Source organism: Lacrimispora sp. YZC11 (assembly GCF_057543815.1).
The window spans coordinates 318,826-332,425 of record NZ_BAAJYQ010000016.1 but is presented as its reverse complement, the minus strand read 5'-3'; the positions used below and the strand labels follow the sequence as shown (position 1 = coordinate 332,425).

Sequence of the window (13,600 nt, the reverse complement as noted above, 5' to 3'; positions counted from 1 at the left end):
TTGACTAAGCAACAACTTTACTGGTATAATTAAGTTGTTGCTTCGGATAAGTTAAAATAACAAAAAATAAAGTAAAGCTATATGTGAACCTTATTGTTAAAGATCCACAGTATGATTTATCTAATCTGACATTGTAATCCATCATCATATCTTAAATTTATGAATACTGGTAACGTTTCATTTTCCAACAAGCAAAGGCCCGGTACAGGCTGCCCGGCGGATAAAACCACAGGTTTGTTGGAAGACCTTGGAAGATGTATTTTCCAATCATCCCGCATAAGAACTATTTTCGTAAAATTTGAACAGACCGCTGATTGTTTCGTAAAAGTATAGAAGCTTTCGTTTTTCGTTGCAAAAATCTCCATAGGAAGTTTGGTTTTTAACGGAGTGAATAAAATAAGTAAGGAGATATTAAATGGAAAAAAGCAAAAAACAACAGGTATCAATTGAAAGAGCAGAAGAATTAAAAGGGCGGATCGAAGATTTTTTAGAGGCCCGCAAGAATATTCTAAAGGGAATGGACTTAGAGGAAGAATTCATTAAGAGGAAAACCAAAATATTAGAGGTACTGGATGCCACAGAAGAAAACTGGAATGATTATCAGTGGCAGTTAACCCATAGGATAACGGATGTTGAGACCTTAAGTAAAATCATTTCCTTAAGTGAAAAAGAAAAAATGCGCATTAAAAAAGTGGAGAAAAAATTCAGGTGGGCAGTTTCTCCGTATTACTTAAGTCTGGCAGATCCAGAAGACAGATATGATCCGATACGGTTATTGTCAATTCCAACTTATAAAGAACTGGATGATTCCTGCATGGATCTTGATCCCATGGGGGAAGAATTTACAAATCCGGCAGGCTGTATTACAAGGCGGTATCCGGACCGTCTAATTATTAATGTGACCAATGAGTGTGCCATGTACTGCAGACACTGTCAGAGAAGAAGGAATATCGGAGAGGAAGATGTCCATAGATCCCGTAAGATGATTCTGGAGTCCATTGATTATATAAGAGAAAATGAAGAAATCAGGGATGTGCTGATCACTGGCGGGGACGCCCTGTGCCTTTCTGATGAGTACCTTGAGTGGATAATAAAGCAGCTGAAAGAGATCCCCCATATTGATTATATCCGTCTGGGTACCAGAAGCCTGGTAACCATGCCTCAAAGGATCACAGATCAATTATGCTCCATGCTGAAAAAGTATCATCCGATCTATATAAACACTCATTTCAATCATCCCATAGAAATTACGAAAGCGTCAAAAGCGGCATGTGAAAAGCTGGCTGATTCCGGGATCGTTCTTGGTAATCAGGCCGTATTATTAAATGGAATTAACAATGATAAATACATCATGCGGGTGCTCAATCATGAGCTGCTCAAATGCAGAGTAAGACCTTATTACATCTTTCATGCAAAACATGTTCAGGGAACCGCTCATTTTAATACATCCATTGAAGACGGCATAGAGATTATGGAATATTTACGTGGCTATACTTCGGGCATGGCGATCCCGACGTTTATAGTAAATGCCCCCAAGGGTTTAGGAAAGACTCCTATCTTTCCCAATTACATTGTATCCCGAGGACCAGGCTATGTTCAACTGAGAACCTGGGAAGGAAATATCGTTAAATATGAAGATCATGAAACAAAGGATATCCGGAAATATCTGGAATCCTGACGGTGAGCTGAAATCGATATAGTTGTCATATCCGGCAGGATTTCCAAAGCCTGATGAAATATCATGTCACACGGGCAACAATTTTAAACGGAATTACAGAGAAAAAGCATAGATTGAATACCGGACAAGATGACTAACTTTGTTGGTTTCTCGTTTGGCGTTCAATCTATGCTTTTTAGAAAATTAAAAATCAAGAAGCATACTTAACAACAACTATCTGGTTTATCCTGATTTATCATTGTTATTTCATCAATGAGCTTTTTCACATGCTCTGTCCCGGATGCACTGATTGAATAATGCATCCATTTACCATCCTTACGGCCTGTCACTATCCCAGAATCACAAAGAATTTTCATATGATGGGACAAGGTCGGCTGGGTAATATCCAGTTTATCAAGCAGTTCACAGGCACACTTCTCTCCGCCCTGTAATAACTCTAATATGGCAAGCCTTTGTTCATCACAGAAAGCTTTAAATATTTTAGCCTTTTTCTTGTTTTTATCCATGATCACTCCATACATTCATTTCACTATCCTATTATCATTTTGCTTTGCATCACAATTCCTTACGGAAGGAACGGCCAGACATAGGAATGAGGCAAATAAAACCAGTGCTCCTGCAATCAGAAACCACTTCTCCACCCCATATTTCTCTGCAAAAACACCGGAAACAGAAAGCCCTATTGGGCCGCTTATTAACCGGATGCTGCTGGATAGAGATATTACCCGCCCTAAATACTTCGCTTCAAAGTTACTTTGCAGCAACGGGGTATACATTCCCCAATAAAACGGACCGGATATTCCCATTAACCAGGAGCATATAGCAAAAACTAAAAAACCGTCAGGCGGCAAGGAACCAGAGACAAACAAGCTAAAACTCATCAATAGAAAAGATCCGATTATGGTATAAATTCTATTTTTAGTTCCTCCCCATCTGCCCAATATCAAAGAGCCGATCAGCAGACCAATGGAAAATACAATTTCAACAACACTTGCGTTTGTGCTGGTTCCATGAAAATAAGACATACTCATCAGCGGAAACAATGCACTGGTCGGCATCAATGCTAAGGTATAAAGAGTACCTATTAAAACCAAACCCAACATTCCTTTTTGGGTGCGAAGTATTTTAAAACCTTCCTTTGCTTCTCTTAAAACGTGTATTTTTCCTATGTTTTCATTATGATTTAATTCCGGGATTACAGATATTACCAACATGAATACTGCAATTAACGCTCCGATAACATCAAGGAAAATAATACCGCTTAAGCTCCATGACTGATAGAGAACTGCTGCTAACGCAGGGCTAAATAATTGAGAAACGGATTCCAAAGCCTGTGAATATCCGGAACATCTTGTTAGTTGATCCTCCGGAACAATCTGCGGGGTCACTGCCTGAAGGCAAGGTGTATGAAAGGCAGAACCTATTGAGCGAATCAGTAAAACCAATAAAATCAGCTCTGTGGATAAAACTCCCATCTGCCCCGCAATAACCATGATAAAACTGGCCGCGGCAATGAGTAAATCTGAAACTGCCATAATCATTTTTCTATTATAACGGTCAATAAACACACCTATGAAAGGACCTAAGATTCCCTGCGGCAAGAACCCCATCATCATTGCGGCAGATAAAATCAAAGCGGAACCTGTTTTATCAGTCAAATGCCAAACAATAGCAAACTGAAGGACAGAACTTGAGAATTGAGAAAATGCCTGGCCTGCCCATATCGTATAAAAATTTCGTTTCCAATTAGTTACTGGTACTTTCATAATATTCTCCCCAAATTTAGTCGCTAAGAAAACATTATAAGTTTCATATTGATAAATGTCAATATAATATACTGTTTACGTTACAAATATAATTTTGCCGTTTTATAATTATTTGAGATGAAACTCTTTCATCCTTTTATTAACGAGGATATCAGAGGTTCCTATCTAATCTCTTTTCTACTCTTCTTTTGTATTGGATTCCATTTTTCTCTGAATTCTACCTGGACGCGTTTTCTTTTAACCAATGGTACTGTTAAGAAGTCATTATGGATTTTACAAATTTGTGTCTGGGTATTTTCAAAGCTTTATTATTATATTATAATTGAAATACAGGCCTAAATCTGACATAAATAGTACATAATTTATAAATACACGTTTTTAGGTAAGAAAGGTAAAAGGAATGGATAAGTTTGATGGAATTATTAATAATACACTTGTAAAAAAGATCTTTAGTACCGTATTGCTGGTTTTGTTTATGTATTTCTTTCGAGGCATGCTGAATCAGCTTTTACTCATATTCATAGTTACATTTATTTTTGGTCAGCTGCAAAAGTTTATTTATGATAAGGTAAATACCCGCATGAGAATCAGCCGAAAGCTGATTACCATTTTCATGTATATTATAATTGTGCTGTTTTTCACCATATCAGGAATCGTCTATATTCCAAAGGTTACCCAACAGTTATTTGATATCATCAGTTTGATTTCTACCTTTGATTTGAGCCAGGTTCAGTCAAAGTTTGACATTAATCTGATGAATATCATGCCAGAGGATCAGATCGACGCTTATATCCGGTTAGCGGAAAGCCATCTTTTGGGGTTTGTAACAACAGCAGGTACCTTTAGTATAAATTTATTGATGTCCTTTTTGATAAGCTTTCTTTTCTTATTAGAAAAGGATGAAATCGTCGTATTTTTTAAACACATGGAGAAGAGCAAAATTTCCTTCCTGTATGAATACTTTACGTTTTATGGTAAAAAGTTTTTAAATTCTTTCGGAAAAGTAATTGAATTGCAGATTGTAATTGCATTTATTAACTCTTTTCTGTCTGTGTTAGCCCTGACAGTTATGGGATTTCCGCAGACATTGGGGCTTGGAGCCATGATTTTTATTCTAGGTTTGATTCCCGTTGCCGGAGTGATCATTTCCATGGTTCCCCTTACAATTATCGCATTTAATATTGGAGGCGCCATAAAAATCATAGAAGTTATTGTGATGATTGCTATTCTCCATTCTTTGGAAACCTATGTATTAAACCCTAAATTAATGTCTGCAAAAACAAAAATCCCCGTATTTTTGGTTTTTCTTATTTTAATGGTGAGCGAACATTATATCGGAGTCTGGGGACTGCTTTTTGGTATTCCGCTGTTCATGTTTTTCCTGGATATTTTAGATATTAAGGTAGGGACAAATAATCGGTAAAAAGCACGAAAGAAATATGTTATTCATCAAAAAAAAGAGATCAAGACACCGATAAGTTCGGTCTGCCTTGATCTCCTTTTTCGTTATGAATCCATATCCATAAAAACTTTTGAAGCCGTTGCACCCTTTTGTCCCTGATATTTTCCGTTGTACGGATTTAAGGCATGATCATCTAATTGAGCAAAAACAAGCTGTCCAACACGGCGGCCTGCACATAGCTCTATGGCACATCTGTTTGCGTTAAAAAGCTCTAATGTGATTTCCCCTTCAAATCCCGGATCCACCCAGCCTGCATTCTGTATGAACAACCCTAGCCGTCCCAAGGAACTGCGGCCCTCCACAAAGGCCGTCAGATCATCTGGTAAAGAGAAATATTCCATGGTGGTGGCAAGTACAAACTGTCCAGGCAGAAGCAGATACCGGTCCGTCTCAATGGTTTTATATCTAATCTCATTATTTAAGGAAATAATCCCATTGCTTGTTTCTTCTATTACGCAAAACGTATTCCCAAGTCGGATGTCTACGCTGGCAGGCTGAATCTGGTGCATTTCCATAGGTGATATAATCAGCGTTTTATCCGCTAGCATCCGAAGGATTGTTTTATCAGATAAAATCATAAAATAATTTCCTTTCTCTTAAACGCCAGGACCGATCTCTCCGCCAGCTCCAGGACCTTCCTGTTCTCCCGGATTTTCCCCTGTTTCCTTTTCCGGTCTTGTTTCCTTTTCTGTTTCCTTCTCCGGTTTCTTCTCCGGTTTCTTCTCTGTTTCCTTTATATTGGCACCAGGTCCAATCAGGCTTCCGTCATCGTTGGTGGGGGTTTCCGTTATCTCCTGCTCTGTTGTTTCCGGAATCACTTCCTTCGTATTTTCTGCTGTGGTCTCTTTCACACTTTCCTCTGTGGGAGCTTCCGTTTGTGCAGGAGCGGTATTTTTAGAAGAAGAATCTCCCTTTTTCTTGCCGCCTGAACTTCCGCCGGCCGGAGCATTCTTTCCAGGCTCTTTGATGCCGCTTTCCTGAGCAATCTTGTCACTGATTTTTTTCACCGCTGAAGATGGAGAATAATCAGCCTCATTATAAAGAAACTGGTGGAGCTGGATGACGTTACTCTCCAATGTGGTAGGGATAACACAATCCATTCTTCCAATCTTCATGGTAGTACGTGAAAATGGGAAACCGTTTGTTTCTCCTATGTGGTATTTGTTGATTCCTTTGGCTATGGACAGAATATCATTCATACCAATGCTGGTGGATATCTGGGGAAATACGGTGGAAACCAGGGTGCTTAGCGTCCCAAAATCAGCTTTTTTTGCCTTATCCATTGCAAGACTTATCACCTTGCGCTGCCGTTCTGTCCGGTTAAAATCCGTATCCATGAGACGGAGTCTGGCATAGGACACAGCTTGTACTCCATCCAAATGGTTCATCCCTGCCTTTTTCAACTGAAAGGAACCGATTCCGGTGGATTTAACAGTTTCAGTAATAAAACCGTTGATATATGCGAATTCTGAATCTGTAATTTCCAAATCGACCCCGCCCAGAATATTAATGGCATCAGCAACTGCTTTCCAGTTAAAGGTGGCATAATCGTCAATGCTAAGATCCAGATTCTCATTTAATGCATCGACTGCCTGTTTATGGCCGCCTTTAAAATAGGCCTCATTTATCTTGTGATAGGTTCCCTTGCTGTCAATCTTTAAATATGTATCCCTGAAAACCGATACCAGTTTTATCTCGCCGGTAGCTTTATCGATGTTGCAGATCATCTCCACATCGGACAGGGCTCCCTTTTCAAGTTTTCCATCTCTGGAGTCTACGCCAAAAACTGCAATGGTCCAATAGCCTTTCTGATGAGTGCGCTGTTTGAACAGAAAAACTCCGCCCAGCAGAACCAGCGCCAAAATTACAAGCTCCATGAATATCACGCGCTGCTTATGTTTTCGTTTCCGTTTTTTATCCGCCTTATGTTTGGCGTTGTTTTGCGGACCATTATAACGAGCACGGGGGTTTCTTCCGTCTCCTGTACTGTAATAGGTCCTGTCTCCTCTCACCGCCTGTGAACGGTGCTTATTTTCAGCCGGATGCGATTTATCTGGGTTCCCCGCCCTTTTGCTGCTCACCCGGTTTTTACGGGCCCGCATACGGTCTAATTCATCCTCATAGTCCATGATCGAATAATCAATCCTTTCCAATATTTTCTTTGGCAGATCCTATCTATTTTATCAGAAAGCGGCCCATCATTTCTTGCTTTTCTCTTAATTTTATCAGTCAATCAGACTTTAGCCGTATTTTCCTTGACATCTGCTGCTAATACCTTGCTGGATGGTCAGGAACCGGGCATTGAACGGAATAAAACGGCTGATAGGCAAGAACTATTTGACAAAACAGTTTTGCCTGGTTGTACTACGGCCAATTGACCGTAACGCAGCCAGGTTTTTTGTATCTGTAATTCGGGATAAAAATACAGAGAAAAAGATTTGATCGTTTATTAAGACTGGTAAAAGAATCAATAGACTGCTGCAGCATCAGAAAGGATCAGGGCATCTATGGCAACAGCAACCCCATCTTCATCATTATTTCTGGTGATGAGGCGTGCGCTGCGTTTTATCACTTCCGAGGCATTGCCCATGGCAATGGTATATCCCAGAGGAAGGGTAAGCATGGAAAGGTCGTTTTCGCTATCTCCAATGGCAAGGATTTCTCTGGGACAGATGTTGGTGTTTGCCGCATATTCCATCAGAACAGATCCCTTTTGCGCACCTATATGTGTCAGCTCCAGATTGGAGGAGGCCGATGAAGCAACTGAGATCCCTTCTTCTTTTTCCAGAGCGCAGCGAATCTGTTTTAAGACCTCCGGGTTTTCATGGACAACAGACATTTTATAAATCTCCCATGAGGATCCAAGTAACACTTCTTCTGTTGTAAAATGAAACCGCTCTGCGATGGTCTCATAGGTATGCTCATCGGAAACCATGGGAAGAAAAATTTTATCCTCAAAGCTTTTCCGAAAGTCTTCCATGGTGGAGGTGGTGTAACTTCCCTCTTCTGTCATAAAATCATAAAGAACTGAAAACGGGCGGCAAATGTTAAGAATGCGGTTTACCTGGCTTTTTAACAACGGCTGCTTTCGCAGCTGCCTTCCGAAGCTGTCAAAAACGGCAGCGCCGTTCATACAAATGATGTCACAGGAAATCCCGGCTTCCTTTAAAGGGGATGAAGCATCGTCAAAGTTCCTGCCAGTGCAGACGACAAAGCTAATGTTTTTCCGCTTAAGAGCCTCAATGGCGGCAATATTTAAGGAGGAAATCTTTCCATATCGGTTTAATAGAGTTCCATCCATGTCAGATGCGACTAATCGTATCATGTGATCTTCCTTTCTTTTCTACAATTTCTTTTGCAATATCAGGATAATTGGTAATGATTGCTCCGATCTCCTGTTCTGCAAGGTATTCCATCATGTTTTTATCATTTACGGTCCAAACATGAAGCGGAAGCTTTCTTTTTGCCGCTTCTTTCATCAGTTTTTTAGATCGGAGAAGGTCTAGAGACGGATGAAGCGCATCTGCCCCTATTAATTTTGCGTATCCTGTAATGTTAATGAAACCGTCTGAGAAAAGCAGGCCGGTCATTGCTTTGGGATTTAATTTCTTTACCTTCACAATGCTGGGGTGATGGAAGGAGGAATAGATGACACGTTCCTCCAACCCAGCTTTTTTTACCTGCTTTAATACTTCCTTCTCAATTCCTTTGTAACGGAAGACCCCTGTCTTCAGCTCAATATTAACAGTAAGATCAAAAGGCTTTACAAGCTCCAATACCTCCATCAGTTCAGGAATGACTGAGGTGCCAAATTCCGGCTGGATTTTGCTGCAGTGAAACCTTTTCAGTTCTTCCATAGTGAAATCTTTTACATAACCGGTACCATCGCAGGTGCGGTCAATGGTCTCATCATGTATTACTGCAAGTTTCTCATCCTTTGTCATTTGTAGATCCAGTTCAATTCCGTCTGCTTTCTGCCTGATTGCCAGTTCAAAAGCCTCCAGCGTATTTTCCGGCGCATAAGCGGATGCGCCTCTGTGAGCCCAAACTTTTGTTCTCATCTGTCAATATCCTTTCAAAATTTTAAAATGTTATCTAGTTGTTAATAAGATTATACTCTTCAATGGACTTATTGATGCTTTCTGCCATTTTTGAAACTGCACTTTCCGGAGTCCCGTTGTTGTTGATCATATTTTCGATTTCTGTTTCCACGATCTGCCTTGCCTCCGGGAATACGCTGAGAAGAGCTCCTGCGGACTGAGGTGTGGAATCATGAAGCTGATCAATGGCTGTTTTAAACTGAGGGTATTTTGTAATGTTATCTTTGAATACGGCTTCATTGTGAGCGGCAACCGTAACAGGAAAATAACCGGTCTGGGAATTCCAGTAAGCCTGGCTTTCCGGGGAAACCAGGAATTTTACAAATTCCCATACAGCCTGCTGCTTTGCCGGATCTTCATTGTTTAATGCCCATAAGGAGCCTCCGCCAATGGAAACGCCTCCTTTATCATTGTCGTTCACCTTTGGAAAATATGCGGTACCCACTTCAAATTTGCCGTTCACATCATTTAATATCTGTTTTAAAGATGCGGTGGAGCCCAGAGTCATAGCTGCTTTGCCTGCACTGAAATCAGCAAGCCCTGCATCGCCGCCCCGACCCACATTAGGAGCATAACCCTTGTCTGATAATTCCTTCCACGCGGTTAAGGTCTTGACGCCGGCACCGTTTTTATCGAAGTCTACAGCCGCTGCCGCTGCTTCTCTTCCATTTCCGTTATCGGCATAATGCGCCTGCTGCTTGCAGGTGAACTGTTCAAAGAACCAACCATAAATACCTAAGGAAATTACTTCCCCTGCTCCGCCCTTGTTGATAAGATCGTCACCGATTTTTCCAATTCCGGTCAGGCTGTCAGGAATTTCCGTGATACCGGCTTTCTCAAAGATGTCTTTATTATAATAGAGAATCGGGGTGGAGGAATTAAAAGGCATGGAATACAAAGTACCGTTTACGGTGTAATAGGCTGCAATGTTTGGTTCCACCTGACTTAAATCCCATTGATCCCCGTCGATCAGCTCCTGCATGGGAATGACCCAGCCGGAATCGATCATGAAGCGGGTACCGATGTCATAAATCTGGACCAGATCAGCACCCATGTTGCCGATTTGGGCACTCTTCAGCTTGTTGATGGCATCGTCATAGCTGCCCTGGTATTGAGCTTCAACAGTAATGCTTAAAGTGTTCTCCTTATTGAATTTCTTTACAAGTGTGTCGATGGCTTCTCCGTTTACGCCTCCCATGGAATGCCAGAAGGTTATGGTGGTGCCTTCCGGATTGCCAGAGCTTTCGGCGGTCTGGGCTGCTGTTGTCTGCGTTTCCACAGCGGACGAACCGGCATTGCTGGTTTCTGTTCCTGTAGGGCTTGCGCAACCGGACAATACTCCTGCTGCCATCATGACTGCCATGCTCATGGCAAGTGCTCTTTTCTTCATCTTCTTTCCTCCAAATTATATTTTTTATAATGAAGTCCGATTCGCCTGAAGGTTCGTCGAACGGCATTTTCCAGGCTTAGGCGCACTGCGCTTGCCTTCATAATGAAAATTATGCTCTGAACGAAGTCAGCCTTTGACTGCTCCTGAGAACATACCACGGATCAACTGTCTCTGCCCTGCGATGAAAACAGAGATGGATGGGATGATGATAATGACAACCCCAGCGATCATCATGGAGATTGACTGGGAGTCCACGCTGTCTAACATGCCGATTCCAATCTGGACCGTTCTCATGCGGTCGGAGCCGGTAACAAGGAGAGGCCACATATACATGTTCCAGGCATTGATAAAGGTATAGACTGCCATGGCTCCGATTGCAGATTTTGTTAGTGGGATCAGGATGCTGAAAATAAATCTTAAGTTGGAACAGCCGTCAATCCTTGCGGATTCATATAAGGATACAGGAAAAGATTTATAAAACTGCCGGAAAAGGAAAATGCCCATGGCTGAGGTGAGATAAGGAATAATTAATACCTTATAGCTGTCAAGCCATTTTAACCCGCTTACGGTCAAATAATTTGATATAATAGTGGCCTCTCCCGGTATCATCATGGTTGCCATGACAATCATGAACAGCAGATTTTTTCCTTTAAAATCCAAAAAGGAAAAAGAAAATGCCGCCAGGGAACAGGACAGGATCTGTCCGAATGTGATACAGCCTGCCACAAAAAAGGAATTGACAATAAACCGGTTTAAGGGGATTTTAACCATGGCCTGACGGAAGTTCTCAAGGGTCGGATTCCCTGGGATTAGGTTCATCTCTGTTGTGAACAGTTCACTGGAAGGCATGAATGCAATGCTCACCGCATACAAAAGCGGAAGCAAAACAAAAATGGACATTGCCAGGTTTATGATCACCAGAGCCAGCTTTCCTGCCCTTCTGCGGAAAAGCGCCTTCTGATTTGCAGACTGTTTCAGTTTTTCCAGTTCATCCTGGTTCATATCTTTGGAGGCTGCGGTGATAATAGATTCCATCAATAGCTTACTCCCTTCTTTTCCAGGCGGAACATGCATAAGGTGAGGATCATGATTATGAGGAACAACAGCACGGACTGGGCGGCTGCGCTCCCGAAACGGTAGTTAAAAAAGGCATCCCGGTAAATGGAGTATACGATCAAATTGGTAGATTCCCCAGGGCCGCCCTGGGTCAGGACCTTAACCTGGCCAAAGGACTGGAATGCCTGAATGATATTGACCACCAGGGTGTAAAACATGATAGGGCTTAAGCCCGGAAGCGTCAGGAAGAAAAATCTCTGAACGGCATTTGCCCCATCCACGGAGGCTCTTTCATAAATCGTCTCATCAATGTTGCTGAGACCGGCGCTGAAATAAAGAAAGTTGATTCCGCTGTTTAGCCAGGCGGTCAGCAGGGCGACACAGGCCAGGGCATACTTGGGATCACTGATCCAGTTGATATGGAATCCCAGGATCTTATTAACGATTCCAATGGAAGGATGAAGCATGATTTTAAATATCATGGCAGCGGAACTGGAAGCAATGGCCATTGGCAGCGCGTAAGCAGTGCTGAAGATCCGGATTCCGGGAAAGGTTTTGCTGCAAAGAACTGCCGCAGCAAGCCCTAAAAGCATGCTCACTGACACGACAATTATGACAAATACTGCTGTTACCATGAGGCTGTTGAAAAATGACGTGGAATGTAAAAGGTCAGTATAGTTTAAAGGGCCTACAAATAGCTTGGCCTGACCCATTTTATTGGTTTTATACAGACTTAAATATATAGTTTTAAAAAACGGGAAAAACAAGAATACTACAAATATTGCCATAGCCGGGACCGTATAGACATAAGGCCCTGCTTTCTTAACAATTGTTTTTAGGTTCATAAGAAGGCTCCTTAAATGTATAAAATATTTTGCTCTGTATCCATATCGAAGAGTTTGATCCGGTCCATATCCGCATAAACCGGTAAACACACCCCGGTTTCCGCCTTAACATTGGGATTTAACCTTACACATATCTCCTCCCTGTTTATCTTGCCATGGAAAAGGACTTCCGCTCCAAGAACCTCTTTCATATCCACCTCTAAAAGGAGCTTCTGTTCCTCCGGTCCCGCTTCATGAAAATCCTCCGGCCGGATTCCCAAGTAAACACGCCTTCCTACGTAACCGCCTTCTACCAGACGTTTTGCGCAGATACCATTGACAATGAGCTTGTTTTTACCAAATTCCAGGCAGATCTTCTCTTCTCTTCGCTCTACCCAGACAGGTATGAAGTTCATGGATGGGGAACCGATAAAGCCTGCTACAAATTTATTAACAGGATTCTGGTAAATGTCATTTGGAGACGCAGCCTGCTGGATCACCCCGCTGTTCATGACTACGATCCTTGTTCCAAGGGTCATTGCTTCTACCTGGTCATGGGTGACATATATGATGGTTGCTCCCAGCTCCCTGTGGATTTTGGCAAGCTCCACACGCATCTGAGCCCGCAGCTTTGCATCCAGATTGGATAAGGGTTCATCCATTAAATAGGCTTTTGGCTTGCGGACAATGACACTTCCAATAGCAACCCGCTGCTTCTGCCCTCCTGATAGAGCAGAAGGTTTCCGGTCAAGCAAATGGCTGATATGAAGGATTTCCGCCGCACGACCGACTCGTTTGTCTATTTCCACCTTCGGGAGTTTATGTACCTTTAAGCCGAAGGCCATATTCTGGTAGACTGACAGGTGGGGATAAAGAGCGTAAGACTGGAATACCATAGATAAATCCCTGCTCTGGGGGCTAGTCATATTCATGAGCTGTCCGTCGATCCATAACTCACCGGAAGAAATGTCTTCAAGCCCTGCGATCATGCGCAGCGTCGTGGATTTCCCGCAGCCGGATGGACCTACCAGGATCAAAAATTCCCGGTCTTTGATATCAAGATTAAAATCCTGTACAACGGTAAGGCCGTTTTTATAGGTTTTGCATACATTCACGAAAGATAAACTTGCCATAGGTTACTGTTCCTTTCTGCATATCTTAAATTCATTTTATAGAATTGATGTAAAATGAAAAAGGAGCTTTTCGTAAAATGAATGTAAATCATGGTATTGACTCACAAACGATCAAAGGCTATAATAAACTAGATTTATGAAGGAGGCATAAATGACTATAGCAAAGCTAAGCGCCATGTACCTATTGATAC

At 41.9% G+C, this 13,600-nt stretch carries 12 protein-coding genes; 2 read left to right on the top strand and 10 right to left on the bottom strand.

Annotated features, from left to right (window positions below):
* Positions 1–415: 415 nt before the first annotated feature.
* Entirely contained in the window at positions 416–1,678 is a 1,263-nt protein-coding gene (gene eam / locus AC27IJ_RS16865; protein ID WP_487149841.1) for a glutamate 2,3-aminomutase, read from the top strand.
* Between the two features lie 203 nt (positions 1,679–1,881).
* Here eam and AC27IJ_RS16860 read toward each other — a convergent pair whose 3' ends face one another.
* Both AC27IJ_RS16860 and AC27IJ_RS16855 read right to left on the bottom strand, forming a co-directional pair.
* The gene (locus AC27IJ_RS16860; protein WP_312443455.1) at positions 1,882–2,184 is read right to left on the bottom strand and encodes an ArsR/SmtB family transcription factor; all 303 of its coding nucleotides are present in this window, start codon (positions 2,182–2,184) and stop codon (positions 1,882–1,884) included.
* A gap of 15 nt (positions 2,185–2,199) precedes the next feature.
* The gene (locus tag AC27IJ_RS16855) at positions 2,200–3,444 is read right to left on the bottom strand and encodes an MFS transporter (RefSeq protein WP_312443456.1); all 1,245 of its coding nucleotides are present in this window, start codon (positions 3,442–3,444) and stop codon (positions 2,200–2,202) included.
* A 400-nt stretch (positions 3,445–3,844) separates the two neighbouring features.
* Here AC27IJ_RS16855 and AC27IJ_RS16850 point away from each other — a divergent pair, with 400 nt between their 5' ends.
* Positions 3,845–4,867, top strand: a complete 1,023-nt coding sequence (locus AC27IJ_RS16850; RefSeq protein ID WP_312443457.1) for an AI-2E family transporter — start codon at positions 3,845–3,847, stop codon at positions 4,865–4,867.
* Between the two features lie 83 nt (positions 4,868–4,950).
* On the opposite strand, the gene dcd is transcribed toward AC27IJ_RS16850, so the two are convergent.
* The 8 genes from dcd to AC27IJ_RS16810 all read right to left on the bottom strand — a co-directional run bounded on the left by dcd (position 4,951) and on the right by AC27IJ_RS16810 (position 13,409).
* Positions 4,951–5,484 (bottom strand): dCTP deaminase, encoded by a 534-nt coding sequence (gene dcd / locus AC27IJ_RS16845; protein ID WP_487149838.1) that lies wholly within the window; start codon positions 5,482–5,484, stop codon positions 4,951–4,953.
* A gap of 18 nt (positions 5,485–5,502) precedes the next feature.
* Positions 5,503–7,035, bottom strand: coding sequence for an LCP family protein (locus tag AC27IJ_RS16840; RefSeq protein WP_313258697.1), 1,533 nt, complete (start codon positions 7,033–7,035; stop codon positions 5,503–5,505).
* 338 nt (positions 7,036–7,373) lie between these two features.
* Positions 7,374–8,231: a Cof-type HAD-IIB family hydrolase gene (locus tag AC27IJ_RS16835; RefSeq protein WP_312443460.1), complete on the bottom strand. Its 858-nt coding sequence runs from the start codon at positions 8,229–8,231 to the stop codon at positions 7,374–7,376.
* Positions 8,209–8,967, bottom strand: a complete 759-nt coding sequence (locus AC27IJ_RS16830) for a glycerophosphodiester phosphodiesterase (protein WP_487149836.1) — start codon at positions 8,965–8,967, stop codon at positions 8,209–8,211. Before AC27IJ_RS16830 ends, AC27IJ_RS16835 begins: the two co-directional genes overlap by 23 nt.
* Before the next feature lie 34 nt (positions 8,968–9,001).
* A complete protein-coding gene (locus tag AC27IJ_RS16825; protein WP_312443462.1) occupies positions 9,002–10,396 on the bottom strand; it encodes an ABC transporter substrate-binding protein in 1,395 nt (464 codons plus the stop codon).
* Positions 10,397–10,522: 126 nt separating this feature from the next.
* A complete protein-coding gene (locus AC27IJ_RS16820; protein ID WP_487150292.1) occupies positions 10,523–11,398 on the bottom strand; it encodes a carbohydrate ABC transporter permease in 876 nt (291 codons plus the stop codon).
* Positions 11,399–11,430: 32 nt separating this feature from the next.
* Entirely contained in the window at positions 11,431–12,297 is an 867-nt protein-coding gene (locus AC27IJ_RS16815) for a carbohydrate ABC transporter permease (protein ID WP_487149833.1), read from the bottom strand.
* A gap of 11 nt (positions 12,298–12,308) precedes the next feature.
* On the bottom strand, positions 12,309–13,409 hold the full coding sequence (locus AC27IJ_RS16810; protein ID WP_487149832.1) for an ABC transporter ATP-binding protein: 1,101 nt from the start codon (positions 13,407–13,409) through the stop codon (positions 12,309–12,311).
* Positions 13,410–13,600: the final 191 nt, after the last annotated feature.